General features: G+C 70.3%; 22 protein-coding genes. 16 read left to right on the plus strand and 6 right to left on the minus strand.

Annotated features, from left to right (window positions below; all coding sequences use genetic code 11):
* Positions 1–4 precede the first annotated feature (4 nt).
* From OG884_RS22415 to OG884_RS22470, 12 genes are all read left to right on the plus strand, one after another.
* Positions 5–1,555, plus strand: coding sequence for an ABC transporter ATP-binding protein (locus tag OG884_RS22415; protein WP_326635823.1), 1,551 nt, complete (start codon positions 5–7; stop codon positions 1,553–1,555).
* Positions 1,552–2,691 carry an ABC transporter permease gene (locus OG884_RS22420; RefSeq protein ID WP_326635825.1) on the plus strand — a complete coding sequence of 380 codons (1,140 nt, stop codon included), beginning with the start codon at positions 1,552–1,554 and terminating at the stop codon, positions 2,689–2,691. Before OG884_RS22415 ends, OG884_RS22420 begins: the two co-directional genes overlap by 4 nt.
* A complete protein-coding gene (locus OG884_RS22425; RefSeq protein ID WP_326635827.1) occupies positions 2,688–3,977 on the plus strand; it encodes an ABC transporter permease in 1,290 nt (429 codons plus the stop codon). The genes OG884_RS22420 and OG884_RS22425 overlap by 4 nt, the downstream gene beginning before the upstream one ends.
* Positions 3,977–4,375: a cytidine deaminase gene (locus OG884_RS22430; protein ID WP_326635829.1), complete on the plus strand. Its 399-nt coding sequence runs from the start codon at positions 3,977–3,979 to the stop codon at positions 4,373–4,375. Before OG884_RS22425 ends, OG884_RS22430 begins: the two co-directional genes overlap by 1 nt.
* A 2-nt stretch (positions 4,376–4,377) precedes the next feature.
* Positions 4,378–5,658 (plus strand): thymidine phosphorylase, encoded by a 1,281-nt coding sequence (locus OG884_RS22435; protein WP_326635831.1) that lies wholly within the window; start codon positions 4,378–4,380, stop codon positions 5,656–5,658.
* Between the two features lie 341 nt (positions 5,659–5,999).
* Complete coding sequence (locus OG884_RS22440; RefSeq protein WP_326635832.1) at positions 6,000–6,593, plus strand: AMIN-like domain-containing (lipo)protein; 594 nt, start codon at positions 6,000–6,002, stop codon at positions 6,591–6,593.
* A gap of 38 nt (positions 6,594–6,631) precedes the next feature.
* Positions 6,632–6,985, plus strand: a complete 354-nt coding sequence (locus OG884_RS22445; protein ID WP_326635834.1) for a cupin domain-containing protein — start codon at positions 6,632–6,634, stop codon at positions 6,983–6,985.
* 178 nt (positions 6,986–7,163) lie between these two features.
* Positions 7,164–8,243 carry an adenosine deaminase gene (locus tag OG884_RS22450; RefSeq protein WP_326635835.1) on the plus strand — a complete coding sequence of 360 codons (1,080 nt, stop codon included), beginning with the start codon at positions 7,164–7,166 and terminating at the stop codon, positions 8,241–8,243.
* A 33-nt stretch (positions 8,244–8,276) separates the two neighbouring features.
* Positions 8,277–9,026, plus strand: a complete 750-nt coding sequence (locus OG884_RS22455) for a hypothetical protein (protein ID WP_326635836.1) — start codon at positions 8,277–8,279, stop codon at positions 9,024–9,026.
* 611 nt (positions 9,027–9,637) lie between these two features.
* Positions 9,638–10,615 (plus strand): heme/hemin ABC transporter substrate-binding protein, encoded by a 978-nt coding sequence (locus OG884_RS22460; RefSeq protein ID WP_326635840.1) that lies wholly within the window; start codon positions 9,638–9,640, stop codon positions 10,613–10,615.
* Positions 10,612–11,721 (plus strand): FecCD family ABC transporter permease, encoded by a 1,110-nt coding sequence (locus tag OG884_RS22465; protein ID WP_442811503.1) that lies wholly within the window; start codon positions 10,612–10,614, stop codon positions 11,719–11,721. Before OG884_RS22460 ends, OG884_RS22465 begins: the two co-directional genes overlap by 4 nt.
* Positions 11,718–12,473, plus strand: coding sequence for a heme ABC transporter ATP-binding protein (locus OG884_RS22470; RefSeq protein WP_326635842.1), 756 nt, complete (start codon positions 11,718–11,720; stop codon positions 12,471–12,473). Before OG884_RS22465 ends, OG884_RS22470 begins: the two co-directional genes overlap by 4 nt.
* A gap of 104 nt (positions 12,474–12,577) precedes the next feature.
* Here OG884_RS22470 and OG884_RS22475 read toward each other — a convergent pair whose 3' ends face one another.
* The 3 genes from OG884_RS22475 to OG884_RS22485 all read right to left on the minus strand — a co-directional run bounded on the left by OG884_RS22475 (position 12,578) and on the right by OG884_RS22485 (position 15,988).
* Positions 12,578–14,233: a phospho-sugar mutase gene (locus OG884_RS22475; protein ID WP_326635843.1), complete on the minus strand. Its 1,656-nt coding sequence runs from the start codon at positions 14,231–14,233 to the stop codon at positions 12,578–12,580.
* A gap of 253 nt (positions 14,234–14,486) precedes the next feature.
* Positions 14,487–15,290, minus strand: a complete 804-nt coding sequence (locus tag OG884_RS22480) for a purine-nucleoside phosphorylase (protein ID WP_326635845.1) — start codon at positions 15,288–15,290, stop codon at positions 14,487–14,489.
* A gap of 245 nt (positions 15,291–15,535) precedes the next feature.
* Positions 15,536–15,988, minus strand: coding sequence for a gamma-glutamylcyclotransferase (locus OG884_RS22485; RefSeq protein WP_326635846.1), 453 nt, complete (start codon positions 15,986–15,988; stop codon positions 15,536–15,538).
* 153 nt (positions 15,989–16,141) lie between these two features.
* Between OG884_RS22485 and OG884_RS22490 the strand changes: the two genes are divergently transcribed.
* Positions 16,142–17,536, plus strand: coding sequence for an NAD(P)H-quinone dehydrogenase (locus OG884_RS22490; protein ID WP_326635847.1), 1,395 nt, complete (start codon positions 16,142–16,144; stop codon positions 17,534–17,536).
* Between the two features lie 65 nt (positions 17,537–17,601).
* Positions 17,602–17,937 (plus strand): hypothetical protein, encoded by a 336-nt coding sequence (locus tag OG884_RS22495; protein WP_326635849.1) that lies wholly within the window; start codon positions 17,602–17,604, stop codon positions 17,935–17,937.
* Positions 17,938–18,026: 89 nt separating this feature from the next.
* On the opposite strand, the gene OG884_RS22500 is transcribed toward OG884_RS22495, so the two are convergent.
* Positions 18,027–18,257, minus strand: coding sequence for a DUF397 domain-containing protein (locus OG884_RS22500; protein ID WP_326635851.1), 231 nt, complete (start codon positions 18,255–18,257; stop codon positions 18,027–18,029).
* 17 nt (positions 18,258–18,274) lie between these two features.
* Positions 18,275–19,138: a helix-turn-helix domain-containing protein gene (locus OG884_RS22505; protein ID WP_326635853.1), complete on the minus strand. Its 864-nt coding sequence runs from the start codon at positions 19,136–19,138 to the stop codon at positions 18,275–18,277.
* A gap of 211 nt (positions 19,139–19,349) precedes the next feature.
* Here OG884_RS22505 and OG884_RS22510 point away from each other — a divergent pair, with 211 nt between their 5' ends.
* The gene (locus OG884_RS22510; RefSeq protein ID WP_326635854.1) at positions 19,350–19,751 is read left to right on the plus strand and encodes an ATP-binding protein; all 402 of its coding nucleotides are present in this window, start codon (positions 19,350–19,352) and stop codon (positions 19,749–19,751) included.
* A gap of 55 nt (positions 19,752–19,806) precedes the next feature.
* The gene (locus OG884_RS22515; RefSeq protein ID WP_326635855.1) at positions 19,807–20,709 is read left to right on the plus strand and encodes a hypothetical protein; all 903 of its coding nucleotides are present in this window, start codon (positions 19,807–19,809) and stop codon (positions 20,707–20,709) included.
* 840 nt (positions 20,710–21,549) lie between these two features.
* On the opposite strand, the gene OG884_RS22520 is transcribed toward OG884_RS22515, so the two are convergent.
* A complete protein-coding gene (locus OG884_RS22520) occupies positions 21,550–22,746 on the minus strand; it encodes a pentapeptide repeat-containing protein (RefSeq protein WP_326635856.1) in 1,197 nt (398 codons plus the stop codon).
* Between the last annotated feature and the right edge of the window lie 380 nt (positions 22,747–23,126).

Here is a 23,126-nt window from a genome sequence, read left to right on the forward strand (position 1 = left end):
CGCATTGTCGACGAGCTCGGACACCCCGGCCGAGGCGCCCCCCGCGGTACAGCTGGAGGGAATCACCAAGCGCTTTCCCGGCGTCGTCGCCAACCACGACATCCGGATCGTCATCGAGTCCGGTTCCGTGCATGCCATCGTGGGAGAGAACGGCGCGGGCAAGTCCACGCTGATGAAGATCCTGTACGGCATGCAGAGACCCGACGAGGGCAAGATCTACGTCAACGGTGCGGAAGTCACCTTCCGGACCCCCGGCGACGCGATCGCGGCCGGGATCGGAATGGTGCACCAGCACTTCATGCTCGCCGACAACCTGACGGTGCTGGAGAACATCATCCTCGGCGCCGAGCCCGCGAAGGCCGGCGTCCTGGATGTGAAGGGCGCGCGTAAGCGCATCGTCCAGCTCGCGGGAGATCACGGTCTGCGGGTCGACCCCGACCGGATGGTCGAGGAACTCGGCGTCGGCGACCGGCAGCGGGTGGAGATCCTCAAGGTCCTCTACCGGGGCGCGCGCGTCCTCATCCTCGACGAGCCGACGGCCGTCCTCGTACCCCAGGAGGTCGAGGAGCTCTTCGCCAACCTGCGCGAGCTCAAGGCCGACGGCCTCACGGTCATCTTCATCTCGCACAAACTCGACGAGGTGCTGAGCATCGCCGACGCCATCACGGTGATCCGGCGCGGCACCACCGTCGCCAGCGTCGACCCCGGTTCCGTGACGGCCAGGCAGCTCGCCGAGCTGATGGTCGGCAGCGAGCTGCCCACCCCGGAGACCAGGGACTCCACGGTCACCGACCGCGTCGTCCTCGACGTGCGTGACGCGACGCTTCAGGGAGCGGGAGCCAAACCTCTCCTTTCCGATGTCAGCTTCACGGTCCACGCCGGTGAGGTCCTGGGCATCGCGGGGGTCGAGGGCAACGGCCAGTCCGAGTTGATCGAGGCCATCATGGGCCTGCAGACGCTCGACGGCGGGCAGATCATCCTCGGTGCGGAGGACATCACCGCCTGGTCCACGCTCCGCCGCCGTGAGTCCGGCATCGGCTACATTCCGGAGGACCGGCACCGCCAGGGGCTCCTGCTTGAGGCGTCCCTGTGGGAGAACCGGGTGCTCGGCCACCAGACCAGGAAGCCCGCCCGCAAGGGAATCTGGGTGAACCGCGCGGCGTCGCGCAAGGACACCGAGCGCATCGTGCGCGAGTACGACGTCCGTACCCCGAGCATCGACACCCTCGCCCTGGCGCTCTCCGGCGGAAACCAGCAGAAGCTGATCGTCGGACGTGAGATGAGCGGCGACCCGAAGTTCCTCATCGCCGCCCATCCGACCCGGGGAGTGGACGTCGGCGCACAGGCCGCTATCTGGGACCACCTGCGCGCCGCCCGCGCGGGCGGCCTCGCGGTGCTGCTGATCTCGGCCGACCTCGACGAGCTGATCGGCCTGTCGGACACCCTCCACGTCATCTACGGCGGGCGCATGGTGGCCCGCCTCGACCCAGGCCAGGTCACCCCCGAACAACTCGGCGGATACATGACCGGTGCCATCGCGGAGGAGAGGTCATGATGCCCGCGAGGCTGCAACGCACGCTGCTGACCGTGGCGGGTGCGGTGGTGGCGGTGCTGCTCGCCGTCGGGGTTTCGAGCATCGCGATCCTGGCCGCCGGCGCCAGCCCGGTCACCGCTCTGGGGGCGATGTTCGACTTCGGCGACACCCAACCACAGGTGGTCAACTCCCTCACCTTCATCGTCAACCGCGCCGTCCCGCTGTTCATCGCGGGCCTCGCGGTCGCCATCGGCTTCCGGATGAACCTCTTCAACATCGGTGTCGAGGGGCAGTACCGGATCGCGGCGATCGTCGCCGCCTTCGTGGGATCCCAGTTCATGCTCCCCGCGCCGATCCAGATCGCGGTGATCATTGTGGTCGCGATGCTGGTGGGCGGGCTCTACGCGTTCATCCCCGCGATGCTCAAGGTGACGCGGGGGGTGAACGAGGTGATCTCCACGATCATGCTCAACTACATCGCGATCAACCTCGCCGCCTTCCTCGTCCGAGGCCCGTTCGCGGGGGAGCGCACGGAGGGGAAGCTGACGACGTCCACTCCGGAACTTCCGGAGTCCGCGTGGTTCCCCAACCTGAACTTCCTGTTCGAGATGTTCGGCCTGCCGGCCCCGCGCAGTGGGCTGTGGGGATTCCTCGCGGTGGCGATCGGTGTCGGTGTGGTCATCTGGGTGGTCCTCGAACGCACCCGGTTCGGCTTCGACGTCAGGGCCAGCGGCCTCAACGCCTCGGCGGCCCTCGCCTCCGGGGTCGACCCCAAGCGCATGGTGATCTCCGCGATGGTCCTCTCCGGCGCGATCGCCGGTCTGATCGGCCTGCCGGAGATACTCGGCCGCACCCACGCCTACGGCTCGAACTTCACCGCGGGCCTCGGCTTCCTCGGTATCGCGGTCGCGCTGCTGGGTAGGAACAAGCCCGTCGGCATCGCGGTGGCCGCGCTGCTCTTCGGTTTCCTCGACCGTGCGGCCGCGCCCCTGCAGTTCGCCGACATCCCGCCCTCGGTCGTCGCCATCATCCAGGGCACGATCGTGCTCATGGTCGTGATCGCCAACGAGGTCACCAGCAGGATGTCGATACGTCAGGAAGAACGGCGGGCCGCCCGCCAACTCGGTACCACTCAGCAAGCAGAGGTGGCCGCATGACCACGTCCGTGGCATCCTCGGAAGCCCGCCGCGTACGCCGCTACCACCTGGCGCTCCTCGGGGTGGCGGCGCTCATCCTGCTGCTCTCCCTGGCCCGGACCGTGGCGGGCGCGCCCGAACTCACGTCCTCGGGAACCTTCTCGGCGGCCCTGCTGCTCGCCGTCCCCATCGGGCTGGCCGGTCTCGGCGGGCTGTGGGCCGAGCGCGCGGGCATCGTCAACATCGGTCTCGAAGGCATGATGGTGCTCGGCACCTGGTTCGCCGGATGGGCCGGTTACCAGTGGGGGGCCACCGCGGCGCTGCTCGCCGGCCTGGCCGGCGGGGCGATCGGCGGCCTGATCCACGCGATCGCGACCGTGACGTTCGGCGTCGACCACATCATCAGCGGTGTGGCGATCAACCTCCTGGGCCCCGGCGTCACCCGCTTCCTGTCCGAGGTGCTGTACGCGCAGGGCACGGTCGCGGGCGAGAAGGGCGCGGGCATCACCTCCTCGCCCACACTCTCCTCGGACGCCCCGAGCGTCAGCCTGCCGATCCTCTCCGACGGCCCCGACCTGCTCGGGAAGCTGGAGAACACGCACTGGTTCCTGCTCTCCGACGTCGCCGGGATCCTGCGCGGCCTCACGCACGACGTGAACGTCCTGGTCATCCTGGCCGTGGCCCTGATCCCGCTGACGTTCTTCGTCCTGTGGCGTACCTCCTTCGGGCTCCGGCTGCGCTCGTGCGGCGAGAACCCGTGGGCGGCGGAGTCGCTGGGTGTCAACGTCTACCGGACCAAGTACGTCGCGACGGTCATCTCCGGCGCGCTGGCCGGTCTCGGCGGCGTGTTCCTGGTCTTCGTCACCACCAAGTACGTCGAGGGGCAGACCGCGGGCCGGGGGTTCATCGGGCTGGCGGCGATGATCTTCGGTAACTGGCGGCCGGGCGGCCTCGCCATCGGAGCCTCCCTGTTCGGCTATGCCGACGGCCTCCAGCTCCGCAGCTCCCAGGCGGTCACCGGCCTGCTGCTCTTCGGCGCCCTGCTGCTGCTGATCTACACCGGCCACGAGGTCCGCAGGCGTCTGGCCGCGGGAGAGCCCGGTGTCAGGCAGTACACGGCCGCGGTGGCGGCCGTGCTCGCCGCCGTGGTGCTGATCTGGCTCTGGATGACCGTCGACAAGCTGCCCAACGAATTCGTCTTCATCACACCGCACGTGCTGACCCTGCTGGTGCTTTCCGCGGCTTCGCAGAGCCTGCGCATGCCACAGGCGGACGGCGTGCGCTACCGCCGGGGGGAGCAACACTGATGGTGTCGATCGATTGGACTGCCCTCAAGGCCGAGGCGGTGCGGGCCATGGGGCACGCCTACGCCCCCTACTCGAAGTTCCCGGTCGGCGCCGCCGCCCTGGTGGACGACGGGCGGATCGTGTCCGGCTGCAACGTCGAGAACGCCTCCTACGGCATCGGACTGTGCGCCGAGTGCGGGCTGGTCTCCGCGCTCCAGGCCACGGGCGGCGGCCGTCTCGTCGCGTTCACCTGTGTCGACGGGCACGAGGAACTGCTCATGCCGTGCGGCAGGTGCCGCCAGCTGCTGTACGAGTTCGGCGGTCCCGAGCTGCTGCTGGAGACCATCGACGGCCCGAAGACGATGTCGGAGATCCTTCCGTACGCCTTCGGGCCCGACGACCTGAGCCGGGGGGCCTGAGCATGGACGCGATCAACGTCATCGTCACCAAGCGGGACGGCGGGGAGCTGTCGGCGGAGCAGATCGACTGGGTGATCGACGCCTACACCAAGGGCGTCGTCGCCGACGAGCAGATGTCCGCGCTCGCGATGGCGATCCTGCTCAACGGTATGAACCGGCGGGAGATCGCCGAGTGGACCCAGGCCATGATCCGTTCCGGGGCGCGGATGGACTGGTCGGCGCTGCCGGGACCCACCACGGACAAGCACTCCACCGGCGGCGTCGGTGACAAGATCACGCTGCCGCTGGCTCCGCTGGTCGCCGCGTGCGGGGGGCACGTGCCCCAGCTGTCCGGCCGGGGGCTCGGCCACACCGGCGGCACCCTGGACAAGCTGGAGTCCATCCCCGGCTGGCAGGCGTCCCTGTCCAACGACGAGATGCTCGACGTGCTCGGCAAGGCCGGCGCGGTCATCTGCGCGGCGGGCGACGGGCTCGCCCCGGCCGACAAGAAGCTGTACGCGCTCCGCGACGTCACCGGTACGGTCGAGTCGATCCCGCTGATCGCCTCCTCGATCATGTCGAAGAAGATCGCGGAGGGTACCGGTGCGCTGGTGCTCGACGTCAAGGTCGGCTCCGGGGCCTTCATGAAGACTCCTGAGCGGGCCCGCGAGCTGGCCATGACCATGGTCGCGCTGGGCACCGACGCCGGAGTCAACACGGTCGCGCTGCTGACCGCCATGGACCGGCCGCTGGGCAGGGCCGTGGGCAACGCGCTGGAGGTCACCGAGTCGGTCGAGGTGCTCGCCGGAGGCGGGCCCGCCGACGTGGTCGAGCTGACCGTACGGCTGGCGCGGGAGATGCTTCAGGCGGCGGGCCTGTCCGGGGGCAAGGACCCCGAGCGGGCCCTCGCGGACGGCTCGGCGATGGACGCCTGGCGCCGGATGATCTCCGCTCAGGGGGGCGATCCGGACGCCCTGCTGCCCAGGGCCGCCGAGACCATGGAGGTCACCGCGCCCGCGTCCGGCGTGCTGTCCAGGCTCGACGCGTACGGCGTGGGCCTGGCGGCCTGGCGGCTCGGCGCGGGCCGGGAGCGCAAGGAGGACCCGGTGTCGTTCGGCGCGGGCATCGTGCTGCACGCCAAGCCGGGGGACCTCGTCCGTGAGGGGCAGCCGCTGATGACGCTGCACGCGGACGAGACCTTCCGCTTCGAGCGGGCACTCGCCGCCCTGGAGGGCGCCTACACCGTCGGGGAGAGCGCCGATCCGGACCTGCTCCCCCTGGTGATCGACCGCATCACGGCCTGACGGTTTGGCCGCCCGGCCGCCGAACCGAGTCAGGTTCGTGTTCACCGACGACCGAGCCCGGGCCACATACCCCGATTGGGACCACATCGCCGACGAGCAGGGACTGGCCTCCGGCCTGCTCAACCGCCGGATACCGGGGCCCGGCGGCGGCATCCCCGCTGCCTCCGCACCGCTCGCCCCGACTTCACGGCCGTGTGCCGCGAATCGCCGCGGGTCTTACCATGATCGCGGTACTTGACTCGCCCTTCGACAAGCTGTCAGGATCTTCTCGGGGCGCATGTGGACGGCAGAGGGTGAACCTCTCCGGAGACCTGGGCATCTAACGGGGCAGGAGGCTCAACATGAACCGCACCCTCGTTTCCCTCGCGCTCGTCCCCCTCTTCCTGCTGGCCGGTTGCGGCTCGGCCACCCAGACCGCGCCCCCGTCCACCGGGGCCCCGGCGGCCACGGCCCCGGTGGTCACGCCGACCGCCACGCCCTCCGCCGCGCCGGCCGAGTTGCAGCCCCCGATGAGCACCAAGGAGATCAAGGTCGACCGCGCCGCCGGCACCCCGCCGACGGTCACCGGGGCCCGGTTCGCCCAGCATCAGGGGTTCGACCGCGTAGTGATCGACCTCAAGGGAGACCTGCCCGGCTACACGGTGCGGTGGGTGCCCGAGCTCGTCCAGGACGGCTCCGGCGACCGGGTCGACGTCAAGGGCGGTGCCTACCTCCAGCTGACGATGAACCCCGCCGTCGCGCACACCGAGGCGGGCAAGACGACCTGGACGGGCGGGCCGGTGTTCCAGGCGCAGCTCGGCAACGTCCAGCACGTGGTCAAGACGGGCGACTTCGAGGCCGTGGTGAGCGTGGGCATCGTCCTCGACCGCAGGGCGCCGTTCCGGGTGCTGGAGCAGAAGAGCCCGAACCGGCTGGTCATCGACGTCGCGAACTGAGAGGCGCCGCACCCCGAGACCAGTGACAGACTGGTCTGATGGTACGCAAAATCGACAGCGCGACGCGGATTCCCGTTCCGGGGGGCAAGACGATCGACGAATACGTCGGCCGGGTCAACAGCGGCGACGATCGGATCTCGATCGCACGCATGATCGCCCCAGCGGGGTGGGAGGAGCCCGCCCAGACCCCGGAGTTCGCCGAGTACACCCTGGTGCTCAGCGGAACGGTCGTCGTGGAGCACGACGGGGGCACCACCGAGGTCGGCGCGGGGCAGGTGTTCACGTGCGAGCCGGGGGAGCGGATCCGCTACAGCTCGGGCCCCGACGGCGCCGAATACGTCGCCGTCTGCCTGCCCGCCTTCTCTCCCGAGACCGCCAACCGCGACGACTAGCCGCCCGTACGACGTCGACCAGGTCCGCGGCTCCGGGACCCTCGGCCATGCCAGAGCCGAGGGTCCCGGCCCTTACGCGCGATGGGCCGGTCGTGAACACGTCACCCGAAACACGCGGGACCGCGCCGCACCCCGTCCCCGTGACTAAAGTCGAGGTCTCCCCGCTGGAAGGATGTAGATGAGTCAGCTACCCACTTTTGAGCAGATCCGTCTGGCTCCGAAGGTGTTGCTCCACGACCACCTCGACGGAGGGCTCCGGCCGGAGACCATCATCGAGCTGGCCCGCGACTCCGGCTACGACAGGTTGCCGACGACCGACGCCGACAGCCTGCGCGCCTGGTTCAGGGAGGCCGCCGACTCCGGCTCGCTGGTGCGCTACCTGGAGACCTTCGACCACACGGTCGGCGTCATGCAGACGCGCGAGTCGCTGGTCAGGGTCGCCGCCGAGTGTGCCGAGGACCTGGCCGACGACGGCATCGTCTACGCCGAGGTGCGTTACGCGCCCGAGCAGCACACCTCCAGGGGGCTGAGCCTCGAAGAGGTCATCGAGGCGGTGCAGGAGGGTTTCAGGGCCGGTTCCAAGGGGCGGGGCATCCGGGTGGGCACCCTGCTCACCGCCATGCGCCACCAGGCCAGGTCCATGGAGATCGCCGAGCTGGCGGTCCGCTACCGCGACGCCGGGGTGGCCGGGTTCGACATCGCCGGCGCGGAGGCGGGCTACCCTCCCACCCGTCATCTCGACGCCTTCGAATACCTCCAGCGGGAGAACGCCCACTTCACCATCCACGCCGGTGAGGCCTTCGGCCTGCCGTCGATCTGGCAGGCGATCCAGTGGTGCGGCGCGGACCGGCTCGGCCACGGCGTCCGGATCATCGACGACATCTCCGTCTCCGATGACGGCGAGCCCAAGCTGGGCCGCCTGGCGGCCTACGTCCGGGACAAGCGCATCCCGCTGGAGATGTGCCCGACCTCCAACCTGCAGACCGGTGCGGCGGCCTCCATCGCCGAGCACCCGATCGGCCTGCTGCGTCGGCTGAACTTCCGGGTGACCGTCAACACCGACAACCGGTTGATGAGCGGTACGAGCCTCTCCGAGGAGTTCGCCAAGCTGTCGGAGGCGTTCGGCTACGACTGGGACGACATGCTGTGGTTCACGGTCAACGCCATGAAGTCCGCGTTCCTGCCGTTCGACGAGCGCCTGGCGCTCATCAACGGCGTCATCAAGCCCGGTTTCGCGCGCCTCAAGTGGCAGGCGTGACCGGGCTCGTACGAGTGAAGTGAGCCTTCTCCCATGAAGCAGGTGTTCCGCTCCAACCTCGCGATGATCGTCGGCTGGCTCTGGATGGTGTTCGCCGCGTACAACGCGGTGGACCTGGTCGTCCGCTACAACGGCCGTCCCTCGATGGTCGCCGCGGCGGTGCTGGGGGTGCTGACCGCGCTGGTCTTCGTCACCTGCCTGCGCCCGGTGATCGTCATGTCCGAGGAGGGGGTGCTGGTCCGCAACCCGCTGCGGAACGCCTTCGTACCCTGGAGCGGAGTGGACGAGGTCACGGTCTCGCACTCGATCACGATCACCTCCGGCGGCCGGAGCGTCCGCTGCTGGGCGCCGCAGACCTCGGCCCGCGAGCGGGCGGCGGCCGCGCGCAAGGGAAGGCCCGCGCCCGCCCGGGGTCGCTTCAGGACCGAGCCGGTCCGTTCGAAGGCCGAGCAGGCTGCTGACGAGGCGATGGCGGGCAAGACGCACGCCGACTGGGTGGCCGAGCAGATCACCGAACGCGCCGAGGCCGCCCAGCGGACGGCCTCCGTGGCCGGGACCGCGGCAGTGCCCGAGACCGAGACCGAGAACGGGACCGGGACCGCGGCAGTGACCGAGAACGGAACCGGGAACGGGGCTGCGGCAGTGACCGGGTCCGAGACCGGGACCGAGAACGGGTCCGAGACCGGAACCGGGAATGACGGGCTCAAAGTCACCTGGGCGCCGAGTGCCCTGGTCGCCCTGGTGCTCGCGCTCGCTCTCGTGGTCGCCGCCTTCGTCGCCTGACGGCTCCTCCCGCGGCCGTTGAAGGCCGCTCACTGAGCGGGCCGAGGCGCCGGAGGGGCGGCCGTTCCGGCCTGTCCCGATACGTCGCAACCGGCGGGCCGTCCATCCTGGTGCCTTCGTGACCGGCGGGCCGTCTGTCGTGGTGCTTTCGTGACCGGCGGGCCGTCTGTCGTGGTGCTTTCGTGACCGACGGTCCGTCTGTCGCGGTGCTCCGCAGCCGGTAGACCGCGCGTCCCGATGCTTCGAACCCGGTGGACCACCCGCCGCGGTGCTCCGCGAGCGGTGCGTCGCCCGTCTTGGTGCTCGAATACCGCCCGAGGAGGATATGGGCGTTTCATCCTTTTTCTGGCCGTATATCTTGACGCTCAGAGGGCGGCCTGATTAGGTTAGGCTTGCCTAATTGAGTTTAGGCTTACCTTAACTTTTAAGTGAGATGACCCGGAAGTCGTACTTCTGGAACGTGTCAAGGCGCCTATCTGCCGGCGGCCCGCCGAGTTCGCGGGTTTCCCGGCCGAGCTGCCGCTCGACGACGGTGGCGTCACGTTCCGCGGTACGGCGGACATCGGGGTCGGCGAGTCCGTCGATGTGCGGGCCCGCGGGAAGGCAGAAGCATGAAGCGCGGTTTGATCGCCCTACTGGCTGTGGGAACGGTCGTCCTGGCCGGGTGCGGGAGCACGGCGGAGACCTCGGCGGAAGCCGCACCCGAGACATCGGCCCCGGCTGCCTCGACTGCCCCCGCGGCCCAGGGGCTTCCGGTGACCGTGCAGTCCGCAGACGGATCCAGCGTCGAGGTCAAGGACGCTTCAAAGATCATCCCGCTGACCAGCGACGTGGCCGAGATCGTGTTCGCGCTGGGCCTGGCCGACCGGGTCGTGGGCGTGGACCTGTCCGCGATGGGGCTGCCCGAGGCGCGGCAGAAGCCGCAGATCGGCTACCAGCGCGCGCTGGCCGCCGAGGGCATCCTCTCGCTCAAGCCGACCGTGCTACTCGGCACCGAGGAGGCCGGCCCGCCGCCGGTCATCGAGCAGCTCAAGGGGGCCGGGATCCCTGTCGTCATGGTGCCCTCCGGCGCCGGCGGCGTGGACGAGGTCCCCGCCAAGATCGAGCTCATCGGCAAGGCGCTAGGTGTGCCGGACAAGGGCGCCGAGCTGGCGGCCAAGACCAAGTCCGAGATCGACGCGGCCAGGGCCAAGGCGGCGGCCGCGGGCACGGAGAAGCCCCGGGTCGCTTTCCTCTACCTGCGCGGCCAGTCCAAGACCTACCAGATCGGCGGCACGGGCACCCGCGCCGACGCCATGATCGCCGCCGCCGGGGCCGAGGACGCGGGCACCGGCGCCGGCGTCCAGGGATACAAGCCGATCACCGCCGAGGCCATGGTGAAGGCCGCCCCCGACCACATCCTGGTGATGAAGATGGGCCTGGAGTCGGTCGGCGGCGTGGACGGCCTGCTCAAGCTGCCCGGCGTCGCCGAAACCCCGGCCGGCAAGAACAAGCGGATCGTGTCGCTGGACGACCTGGAACTGCTCGGTATGGGCCCGCGCACCGGGCAGGCCATCGGCAAGCTCGTCACGGCCTTCCAGGCGAAGTGAACCCCGCACAGACCGTGGCGGAGGCGTCCCACAGCGCACCCGCCGCCGCCCGCGGCCAGACCGGGGGGACGCCGGCGCGGCCGTCCACACCCCGATCCGGCCGCGTGGTGCTCAGGAAGGCGCTGATCCCCGCCCTGGCGGTGCTGCTCGCCACGCTCTGCGTCGCGTCGGCGGGGATCGGCGCCGTCCCGGTCCCCCTCGGGGAGGTGGCCGCCTCGGTCTTCGGTGGCTCGGGACCGCACGACGCGGTGCTCTGGCAGATCCGCTTCCCGCGCGTGGTGCTCTCCGTGCTCATCGGGGCCGCGCTCGGCGTCGCCGGGGCCGCCATGCAGGGCGTCTTCGGCAACCCGCTCGCCGAACCCGGCGTCATCGGCGTCTCCTCCGGCGCGGCCGTCGGTGCGATCGGCGCGATCGTGCTGGGCGTGAGCGCCTTCGGGGAGTGGTCGGTGACCGTGGCCGCCTTCCTCGGCGGTCTGATCGCCACCTTCGCCGTCTACCTGCTCTCCCGGTCCGGAGGCAGGACCGAGGTGGTCACCCTGGTCCTCACCGGTATCGCGATCAATGCCGTCGCCGGGGCGATCGTCGGCCTGCTGACCTTCCTGGCCGACGACGCCGAGCTCCGCTCGATCTCCTTCTGGAGCCTGGGCAGCATCGGCGGCGCGACCTGGCCGGTGGTCGCGGCGGTCGCCCCGTTCACCGCGGCGGGGCTGGTGCTGATCCCCTTCTTCGCGCGAGCGCTGGACGTGCTGGCGCTGGGGGAGCGCGGGGCCCGGCACCTGGGAGTGGACACCGAGCGGGTCCGCGTCGGGGTGATCCTGCTGGCCGCGCTGCTGACCGGCGCCGCCGTCGCGGCCGCCGGGATCATTGGCTTCGTCGGCCTGGTCGTCCCGCACCTCATCCGGCTGGCCGCCGGGCCGGGGCACCGCGTCCTGCTGCCCGCCTCGGCGTTAGCCGGAGCCGTCGTGCTGCTCGCGGCCGACCTGGCGGCCCGGACGCTGGCGATCCCCGCCGAACTGCCGATCGGCGTGCTCACCGCGCTCATCGGCGGCCCGTTCTTCCTCTGGCTGCTCCGCCGTACCCGATCCCAGCAGGGAGGATGGGCATGATCGACGTTTCCGGGGTGTCCCTCACCGCAGGCTCCGCCCGGCTGCTCGACGACGTGTCGCTGCGGGTGGCGCCCGGCGAACTGGTGGCGATCGCCGGGCCGAACGGCGCAGGCAAGTCATCGCTGCTGTCCGTCCTGGCCGGGGACGTGCCCGCGACACACGGCGCGGTCACCCTGGCTGGCCGGCCGGTGCGCGCGCTGCGCCCGGCCGCGCTGGCGCGGCTGCGCGCGGTGCTGCCGCAGCGGGTCACGCTGGCCTTCCCGTTCACCGTCGCCGAGGTGGTCGCCATGGGCCTGTACGGCTCCCGCCGTCCCGCCCACGAGGAGGAGGAGATCCTCGCCCGGGCCATGGAGGTGACCGACGTCGCGCACCTGGCCGGGCGGACCTACCCCACCCTGTCGGGCGGTGAGCAGGCCCGGGTCTCACTGGCCCGGGTCCTGGTCCAGAGTGCCCCGATCCTGCTGCTGGACGAGCCGACCGCGGCCCTGGACCTGCGCCACCAGGAGCAGGTCATGTGCGTCGCCCGTGAGCGGGCGGCGGCGGGGGACGCGGTGGTGGTCGTCCTGCACGACCTCAACCTCGCCGCCGCCTACGCCGGCCGGGTGCTGGTCATGTCCGGCGGGCGGCTCGTCGCCGACGGCTCCCCGGACCGGGTCCTGGCCTCGGAGACCCTCAGCGAGGTGTACGGCTGCGCCATCGACGTCCACCGGAACGGCAGCGCGCTGCTGGTCGCCCCCCGCCGCGCCGTCTGACCCCGGCCCGTGAACCGGATGGCCGACCCCGGCCCCCGGCCTGTCGCGCCTGGCGGCTACTGTCCCGCCGTCAGGCCGAGGACGTCGGCCAGGCCCGACTGCGGCTACTGTCCTGCTGTCAGGCCGAGGACGTCGGCCAGGCCCGACTTCAGCGCGTCGAGGTCCCGCGCGGCCCGCTCCCGTGCCTCGGACACCTCACCGGTGACCGGGACGACGGCCTCCAGGTAGCACTTGAGCTTGGGCTCGGTGCCCGAGGGGCGGACGACGACGCGGGCGTCGCCGGACAGGCGGTAGCGCAGGCCGTCGGTGGACGGGAGGTCGGCGGAGCCCTCGATCAGGTCGTCGGTGGACTCGACCTTGCGGCCCCCGAGTTCCACCGGCGGGGTGGTGCGCAGGCGGGTCATGGCGCCGGTGATCAGGGACAGGTTGTCCACCCGGACCGAGAGCTGGGACGTGGCGTGCAGGCCGTAGCGGCGAGCTTGGTCGTCGAGGAGGTCGAGCAGGGTACGGCCGTCGAGTTTGGCCTGGGCGGCCAGCCCGGCGACGGTCAGCGCCGCGCCGATGCCGTCCTTGTCGTGCACGGGCAGCCCGAGGTCGGAGCCGACGCTGTACCCCAGCGCCTCCTCGTACCCGAAGAGCAGGCCCGGGCCGGCCTTCATGATCCATTTGAAGCCGGTCAGGGTCTCGGCGTAGCGCACCCCGTGCCCGGCAGCGATCTTGCCGAGCAGCGACGAGGAGACGATGGTGGTCGCCACCAGGCGGTCCTCGCCGGAGGTCTGCCCGATCACGTGCTCGCCCAGCAGGGCGCCCACCTCGTCGCCGGTCAGCATCCGGTAGCCACCGCCAGGCAGCGGCACACCGACCGCGCAGCGATCGGCGTCGGGGTCGTTGGCCAGGATCAGGTCGGCGCCGACCCGCTCCGCCAGCTCCAGTGCGAGGTCCATCGCGCCGGGCTCCTCCGGGTTGGGGAAGGCGACGGTGGGGAAGTCGGGGTCGGGCTCGGCCTGGGCCTCGACGATGGCCGGCGCGTCGAACCCGGCGGCGGCGAAGGCCCTGGCCAGGGTGTCGCCGCCCACGCCGTGCAGCGGGGTGTACGCCACCCGCAGCTCGCGGGCGCCGCCGATCGGGAGCGCGGTCACCGCCTCCAGGTAGGCGGCCACGACGCCGTCGTCCAGCGCGGTCCAGGCGGGGTCGTCAGGGGAGCCGAGGGGCAGCTCGGAGACCGGCCCGACCGCGTCGATGGCGGCGGAGATCTCCGCGTCGATCGGCGGCACGATCTGCGAGCCGTCCCCCCAGTAGACCTTGTAGCCGTTGTCGCGGGGCGGGTTGTGGCTGGCGGTGACGGTCACGCCCGCGTCGGCGCCGAGGTGGCGGACCGCGAAGGCCAGCACGGGCGTGGGCAGCGGCGCCGGGAGGACCGAGGCGCGCAGTCCGGCCCCGGTGAGCACGGCCGCGGTGTCGCGGGCGAAGAGGTCGGACTTGTGCCGGGCGTCGTAGCCGATCACGACATGCCTGCCGGGACCGAGGACGCGGGCCAGACCGGCGGCGGCACGCATGACCGTCACCCGGTTCATCCGATTGGGGCCGGCGCCCAGCTCGCCGCGGAGCCCGGCGGTGCCGAACTCCAGCTTCGAGCCGAACCGCTCGCGCAGCGCGTCACCGTCGCCGCTCTCCAGCAGTTCGGCCAGCTCCGCGCGCGTGTCGGGGTCGGGGTCCTGGGCCAGCCAGGAACGGGCGAGCCCCGCGAGATCGCTGCTCATTGTCACCTCTCGGGCCTGGGCCCGTCGCCGGTTGAACCCTTGAAACCAGGGTGATTCTTGAAAGCCGGGTGCTTCCTCTGACCGGTTCCCGGCCAGGGGGTCCCAGACCGTGTGGTCCGGGCTGTGGTCTCAGACCGTGTGGTCCGTGTGGTCTCAGATCGTGTGGTCCGTGTGGTCTCAGATCGTGTGGTCCGTGTGGTCTCAGATCGTGTGGTCCGTGTGGTCTCAGACCGTGTGGTCCGGGCTGTGGGGCCTACAGCTTGCCGACGACCTTGGCCAGCAGGCCGCCCATGCGTGCGGCGGTGGCGCGGCCGACCTCAAGCACCTCCTCGTGGTTGAGCGGCTCGCCCACGAGACCGGCGCCCGGGTTCGTGACCAGGGAGATGCCGAGCACCTCGGCGCCGCCCTCGCGGGCCGCGATGGCCTCAAGCACCGTGGACATGCCCACCATGTCGCCACCGAGGATGCGGCACATGCGGACCTCGGCCGGGGTCTCGTACGTCGGGCCGCGGAAGGCCACGTAGACGCCCTCGGCCAGCGAAGGGTCGGCCTCGCGGGCCAGCTCGCGCAGGCGCGGGGTGTAGACGTCGGTGAGGTCGACGAAGGTGGCGCCGGTGATCGGGCTGGCACCGGTCAGGTTGATGTGGTCACTGATCAGCACCGCCTCGCCGACCTCCTGGGTCTCGGGGCGCAGGCCCCCCGCGGCGTTGGTCAGCACGACCGTGCCCGCCCCGGCCCTGATCGCGGTCCGTACCCCGTGCACGACCGGCTCCACGCCGCGGCCCTCGTAGAGGTGGGTGCGGCCGAGGAAGATCAGCACGTTCTTGCCCGACCCGGTCCGCACGGCGCGGATCCGGCCCGCGTGGCCGGCCACCGCGGGCGGAGCGAAGCCGGGCAGGTCGGTCACCGGGATCTCGGCGATCGTCTCGCCGATCGCGTCGGCGGCCGGGACCCAGCCCGAACCCATCACCAGCGCGACGTCGAAGGAGTCCACGCCGACGGTGCTCCTCAGCGTGTCCGCGGCGTCCGTGGCGAGTGCATAGGGATCATTGCTCACCTCACCGAGCGTACCGGCCGACGGTGGCGTCTCGTCCGCTCCGTACCGCTTTCTGCTTACCTGTCCATGGCCGTCCGGCGGACGGCCGCGGACAGGCGCCGAAGAGCGCCCCGTCCGTCCTCTTCCAGCACGGCTAGCCCCGTTCTCCGTATGTGCCGCGTCGTTGCAGGTCAGCAGCTATACCTGATCCAGTGCAGCAGGTAATCACCCCAGGTCGATCGGGGGTCATGTGCGGAATACAGGGCCTAGCTCCCCAGGGAGGTGCAGGGGCGGCCGCGTAGTTCCTTGACGTAGTCGTCGGGGGCGCCCGCGCGCTCGGCGGCCTCGGCCAGGATGCCGAGGTAGCGGGCCGAGGGCAGCCCACCCTCGTAGCCGTCGAGCACGTAGAACCACGCCACGACCTCGCCCTCCAGGGTCTGCACCCGGAGCCTGACCTTGTGGTAGAGGCCGCGCGCCGCACCCTCCCACTGGTCGAGAGAGCTCTCGTCCCACTCGGGCACGTCGTAGAGGACGACGAAGACCTGCTCGGCTGCGTCCTCGACGATGGAGGCGAGGGCGCCCTCCCAGCTGAGATCGTTCCCGCCGAAGGTCAGACGCCAGCCCTGGAGCCAGCCCGTTCCCCTGATCGGGGAGTGAGGGGCCCGCTGGGCCATCTGCTTCGGGTCCATGTTGCTGCCGTAAGCGGCGTAGACAGGCACGTTGGCCAACACTAATCGAAGATCCGCGAGACGCTCACCCAGCCTCGAAGCCACGCCGGTGTCCCGTGGAATTACGGCGGTTTTGGAGGACTTTCGCGTTTTGGGAGGGATGCTGAGCGATGGCCGGTCCCGCCATGCGGGAGAATAGGGTACGTGACGAGGATAGTGATCATTGGTGGCGGGCCCGGTGGATACGAGGCTGCGCTGGTCGCCGCCCAGTTGGGAGCGCAGGTCACCGTCGTCGAACAGGACGGCCCCGGCGGAGCCTGCGTGCTCACCGACTGCGTGCCCTCCAAGACGCTGATCGCCACCTCCGCGCGCAAGCAGGCGCTTCTCGACGCCAGCATGCTCGGCGTGCACTTCACCGGCGGCCCCGACGGCGAGGTCGGCGGCGTCATCGCCGATATGCCGCTGGTCAACAAGCGCGTCAAGGATCTCGCCAGGGCGCAGTCCGCCGACATCGCCGCGCGACTGGCCGCCGAGGGCGTCGAGGTGATCAAGGCCCCGGGGCGGTTGGTCGACCCGCAGGTGGTCAGGGCCGGAGACAGGACGATCCGCGCCGACGTCGTCATCGTGGCGACCGGCGCGACCCCGCGTATCCTGAACGGCGCCGAGCCCGACGGCGAGCGCATCCTCACCTGGCGGCAGTTGTACGACCTGGAGGAACTGCCCGAGCACCTCATCGTGGTCGGCTCCGGCGTCACCGGCGCCGAGTTCGCGGGCGCCTACCGCTCGCTGGGCTCGGAGGTCACGCTCGTCTCCTCCCGCGACCGGATGATGCCCAATGAGGACGCCGACGCCGCCGAGGTCCTCGAAGAGGTCTACCGCCGCCGAGGCATGAACGTCATGGGCCGCTCGCGCGCCGAATCCGTCAAGCGCACCGCGGACGGTGTGGTCGTCACGCTGGAGGACGGCCGGACCGCCGAGGGCAGCCACTGCCTCATGACCGTCGGCATGGTCCCCAACACCGCCGGGATCGGTCTTGAGGAGGCCGGGGTCACCCTCGATCGGGGCGGTTTCATCCAGGTCGACAAGGTCTCCCGCACCTCCGCGCCCGGCGTCTACGCGGCCGGGGACTGCACCGGGGTCCTGATGCTCGCCTCGGTCGCCGCCATGCAGGGCCGGATCGCCGTCTGGCACGCCCTCGGCGAGGCCGTGCAGCCGCTCCGCCTGGCCACCGTGGCCTCCGCCATCTTCACCGACCCCGAGATCGCCGCCGTGGGCGTCGCCGAGAGGGCGGTCGAGGCCGGCGAGATCGAGGCCAACATCGTCAAGCTGCCGCTGGCCACCAACGCCCGCGCCAAGATGCAGGGCTTCAACGACGGTTTCGTGAAGCTGTTCTGCCGCCCGCACACCGGCATCGTCCTCGGCGGTGTCGTGGTCGCCCCCCGAGCCTCCGAGCTGATCCTGGCGGTCTCGGTGGCCGTACAGCAGCGCCTGACCGTCGACCAGATCGCGCACACCTTCGCGGTCTACCCCTCCCTGTCCGGCTCCATCACCGAGGCCGCCCGCCGCCTCATGCAGCCCATGACCCCCAGCGGCATCTGACGTGGCCCCCGGGTGGGAGGCACGGCTGGCATCCTGGGAGGCCCGCGATCACAAGGAGATCAGCCATGCCCCACCCTCTCGGCACGCCGCCCGCGCCTCGGCGCACCCCTCTCAGCGCGGAGGAGAGGGTCCGGAGCGAGGCGAACTTCGCCCCCTTGGTCGCCCAGCAGCTCGTCGCCAACGGATGGTTCAGGGTGAGCGCCGACACGCCGGAGATGGTGGAGCTGTTCCAGGCGGTCGCCCGCCGGGTGGGCGAGACGCTCGGGCGGCCTGTGGTCAGCTATGCCAACGGCAGGTACATGGTGATCACCTTCGGCCAGGAGGAGACCTCAGCCGTCTCGGCCTCACTGGCCGAGGTGCCCGCTCAGCACGGGAGTGACCGCCAGGCGTCGTCCCTGTAGTCGAGTGCTCCCGAACCGGTGGGCGGCTCCGGAGGAACCCGATGAACCTTACCGGTGCGGAATCGGTCCGGCTCAACCGTCTTGGTTCTTCAGACAGGTCCCGGACCGAAGTCGAACTCTCCGGCACGGACGCCGGAGACGAAGGCGTCCCATTCCGTGCGGGTGTAGTGGATCACGGGTCCATCGGGATCTTTGCTGTGCCGTACGGCGACACGTCCGGTGCCGTCGTTCACGGGACCCGCTTCGACACAGTTGCCGCCACCGTCGGCACTGAAGCTGCTGATGTGCCAGGAAATCGGGGCGTGCTCGGGAGCAGACATGAGCGGTGCGGCTCCATTCATGCGGGCTGATGGAACTTTTCCGCGATCGCTGTGATCAGCTCGATGGACCTCTTTGGGCTGAGCGAATCATTGCAAATGCGGTCGAACTTAGACGTAAGCCTGTCGGCGGCTCCGGCTTCTACGTATATCGCACCAGCGGGGCTCGGGACATAGGCGACTGCGGGGTAGGGGCCAGGGAGTTCGAAGATTCGAAAGGCCCCGTCAGGGCTGGCGTGAGCGCCCGCGGTCAGGGGCAATACCCGGATCTCGATGTTCGTCTGGTTCGCGGAGGCGACGAGCTGAGCGAGCTGATCACACATGATTTCGGACCCGCCTACCCTGCGGCGCAGCGTGGCCTCGTCGAGAACCGCGATGAGGTTTGGCGCGTTCTCCACGGTCAAGACCTGCTGGCGGGTCTGCCGGAACCTGATCCAGCGGTCGACCTGCTCCGGATCTGCCGTGGGTTCCTCGGCTCGGATCATGGCGTTCATGTATTCCCTGGTCTGGAGCAGCCCTGGGATGACGAATGCGTCGAACGACCTGATCCTCTGAGCGCGTGACTCCAGCCAGGCGTAGTCGACGATGTTCAGGGACAGGTCCTCGGAGTAGTTGTCCCACCAGCCGCTCTGCCAGACGTCGCGGCTCAGCCGGATGAGCCCTTCTCGCCGTTGTTCCCCTGTGACGCCGTACAGGTCGAGCAGCGCGATGACATCCGGTGTCCGGGCAGGGTACAGACCGGCTTCGAAGCGGCTGACCGTGGAGCCGTCGCGTTGAAGGAACTCGCCGGTTTCTTTGAGGGTGAGGTTGGCCGCCTCCCGTAGTTCACGGAGCTGCTTGCCCAGCCACTGGGATCGCAGGGTTACGCCGCGCTTGGCGTTCACAGCCGTTCCTTCCTCATACACGGACAGTGGTCGAAGGTTACACCTCTGTCACGCATATGGGAGGAGTTCACGATTCCGCTGTGCAGGTTTGCAGAGCGCATGCCATAGTTCATCGTGTTCAATTCATTACTCTCCGTGTTCGAGAGGTTGTGAACGACATGAGAACGTTGGCGTGCGTTAACCGCGCTCCTTGTGCCGAGGAGGCCCCATCATGATCGGCGTAACGTGGCGTAGATCTTTTCCCGGTGATCCGGCCCAGCTCCACGATGTCCGCAAACTTGTTGGAGCACTCCTGGCCGAATGCCCCGTCCTGGATGACGCGATCGCCTGCCTTGCCGAGCTGGCTTCGAACGCGGTAGTCCACACCAAGTCGCGTGGCGACGTGTTCACGGTCGAGCTCCGGCTGGTGGGTGATTCCGTCCGGATCGCCGTAACGGACGCCGGAGGGCCTACGGTGCCGGCTCTTCCTTCTCCCGTCCGGGGGGAGATGCTCGAAGGCGGGCGGGGATTGGCCATTGTCGCTGCGTTAAGCACGTACATGGGCACCGAGGGCGACGAGGAAGGCCGCACTGTGTGGGCGGAGCTCAAGTGGGGTGCCCAAGAGAGGTGCTAGCGGACGAGGACGAGGAGCCTCCCGTCGCCTCTGCGTGCCGGACTAAGATCGGCGGATGTCCAAGCCGCGATCAACAACGCGCCGGGTGCTGCGCTGGGCGCGTCGGCTGGTCGCCGTCGTGATCGGCGTCTGCGCGCTGGTGGGGGCGGTGCGGCTGGTCGCGCCCGCCACCGCGGGGACGACCGAGGAACCGGCCGGGGTCAGGCGGCAGTTGACGTTCCTGCGCGCCGCGCTGGACGGCGGGGCCGGTGACGAGGCGCAGCGGCTGTTTCCGGAGGGGTACTTCTTCCTGCACGCGCTGTACGGCCTGAGCTGGGCCGAGATCGGGATACGCGAACCGGCCGGCGAGCGGGCGTCGGCGCTGCGGGAGGCACGGTGGGCATTGGAGCGGCTGGACTCGCCGTCCGGCCGCGACCCGTTCAGCCCGGACCTCACCCCCTCGTACGGTGTCTTCTACCGGGGCTGGAGCAACTGGCTGCGCGGGCAGGTGCTGAGCCTGCAACCGGCCGGGCAACGCGATCCGGGCGAGCTGCGCCGCTTCGCCGACGACTCCGCCGCGCTCGGCGCGGCGTTCGACGCCTCGGCGTCGCCCTACCTGACCGCCTATCCCGGTCAGGCGTGGCCGGTCGACTCGACCGTGGCGATCGCGTCGCTGCGGCTGCACGACACGCTGCTGCCGGCCCGGTTCGCCGGGACCGCCGAACGCTGGCTGCGGGAGGCGCGCCGACGGCTCGACCCGCGCACCAGGCTGCTCCCGCACCGGGTCGACCCCGACACCGGCGAGCCGGCCGAGGTGGCCAGAGGCACCTCCATGGGGGACGCCCACGCCGCCCCCGCCACCGGCGAGCATCTCGTGGTGGTGGCGGATGCCACTGCTCTCGCTGCTGGTCCTTATCGGCATCGCGCCCTGGCTGCCCGCTCTGGTACGCCGCCGCACCCGCTGATCTGGAACTCGTAATCGAGCCGGTCGATAAGATCTGTCCCCCGTGGTCGCGTCCACGGATGTGGTGTACGAGCATCCGAATCCGGTAAGCCGGTCACGGTGGAAAAGCGCGGCGTTGTCCGTGGTGAAAGCGCGGCGAGGGTGGTGGAGTGGTTCAGGGCCGCTCGTCGGTGTCGCGTCGTGCGGGGTCGAAGATCAAAAGCGCAGCGAGGGCAGTGGAGTGGCCCAAGACCGCCCATCGGTACGGGTCCGCCGCGGTGCGGCAGGATTCGGGGCCGCTCCTCGCCGCTGCTCGCCGCCGCCTCGTGCGGGGCTCTCGCCGTGCGGGGTACGAAGGTCCGCGGGGCGTCCGGTCACGGGTCGCCCTCGGCCGGGCGCGGGGACGAATCGGGCCTTCCACCACGAAAAGCGGCCCACCCGAGGGGTGGCAGTGGCGCCTTCCTTGATCTGGGTGAATCCGCACGCCCCCAGCGTGCCAACTCACCCAGATCATGGAAAATCCCCGATCGTCACCACCACGGCCCCGCCTCCACGCCCGCCATGACCCGCTTTGCCCCCTCCCGGAGCTCCACCGGCCCGCCCCCGGTCACCCACACCCGCCCAACGCCCGCCACCACCCCGCACGATGCGACACCGGTGAGCGGCCCCCAACCACTCCACCACCCTCGCCGCGCTTTTCCCCACGGACTACGCCGCGCTTTTCAATGGCGATCAGCCAGGCGCGACGCAGGTACCGATCTCAAACACTCGTACACCACCTGCGCGGACGCGACCGGTGGATCTGCCGAGGGATACGTGGTGGATCTGCCGAAGGTTGCGTGGTGGATCTGCCGAGCCGAGTTCCGCTGATGGGCGTCAGCGGACGCGGGAGCGGAGGCGGTCCAGGGCGGCTCTGCCGTCCTGGACGGCGCGGGCCACGAAGTGCAGTTCCTCGGAGCGGCGGGCGACCGACAGGGCCTGCTTGGCGGCCTCGTAGGCGTCGAGCGCGTGCCGCCAGTCGTGGTCGGCGGTTATGCCGCCGCGCCCGCTGACCTGGAACTCGTAGTCGAGCTGGTCGATCTCCTCGCCCAGCCGGGTGATGTCGTCCTCGGCACCCCGCCGCGCCACGGCGAACCGGGCGTTGCGCCGGGTACGCTGCTGGGTGCTGACACCCCAGGCCACCACGGTCAGGGCCAGGCCCACCGCGCTGAGCACGACCATGACCAGGCCCACGGACAAGCCGCCGCCTCGCGCGGGTTCGGCCTGCGAGGTGTCCGTCTTCTCGATCTCGGGGGCGTCGGAGCCGGGCACCGAGGTCGGCACCGAGATGGTGAGACCCGTGGGGGTGCCCCGGGAACCGGTGAGGTCGACGTCGTCGGCCTGGGTGAAGGACGCGCCCTGGACCAGCGCGCCGGTGAAGTCGGCGCCGTTCAGTTCGGCCTGGGTGAACTGGGCCTCGCTCACGTCGGCGTACTTGAACGTCGCGTTGCGCAGGTTCGACTGGCTCAGCCTGGCCTCGCGGAGCTTGGCCCGGGTGAAGTCGGCCTTGCGGGCCTTGAGCTGGCCGGGGGTGCTCTCGTCGAGGTCGGCGTCGATGAGCTTGGCGCCGGTGAAGTTGACCTGGGTCAGCTCGGCCCTGGTCAGCTTCGCCCCGGTCAGGTTCGCGTGCGGGAACTCCGCCTGACCGGCCTCGGCGTCGACCAGGATCGCGTTTCGCAGGTCGGCGTGGTCGGCGTGCATCTGGCCCAGGTCGGCCTCGGTGAGGTTGGCGCCCCGCAGGTCGGCGTACTTCAGCGTGGCCTGGGTGAGGTTGGCCTGCTTGAGCGAGGCGCCGCGCAGGATCGCTCCGGTGAGGTCCTTCTGGATGAGCTCCACGCCGTTCAGCTTGGCCTTGGTCAGGTCGGCGCAGCGCAGGTCGTCGGGGAGCCGGGCGCCCCTGGTGAAGTCCCTGCCGCGCAGGTTGGCACCCTGGCCGGGCTTGCACGGCCCGGCCGTGGCCTGGGCGGGGGAGATGACCGTCCCCGACAGCGCGAAGATCGCGACAACGAGAGCCAGGGGGATGGAACGACGCAAGGGGGAGCCTCCTTCAAACCGGCCCCGATCGTGTCAGCAGATCATTGCATCACGCTAAACAATCACTTGCACCTTTACTACCAGGTGCTCGCGGGCGAGCAGCATGCCGGTCTCACCACCCGGCGGCCGGACCACGATCCACCGCTTCGGGCGGCCGTCGTTCGTCAGCGACGGCGAGTCCTCGATGGGGCGCTCCGGGGGTCCGTCTCAGCTGAACACGCTGCTGAGAGGCGGTCAGGCGAGGGGCGGGCTTACACAGGCTTGTTGCGGGAGTATGGCGGGGTTGTGTCCGTTGACGCACTTATTGGCCACATGTTACATATGGCATGAATCTGATTCGGCGCGCCGCCGCGCTCCTCCGCAGTGTGGTGAGCGGCTTC

This window comes from Streptosporangium sp. NBC_01755, from assembly GCF_035917995.1.
In the GTDB taxonomy this organism is placed as follows: Bacteria; Actinomycetota; Actinomycetes; order Streptosporangiales; family Streptosporangiaceae; genus Streptosporangium.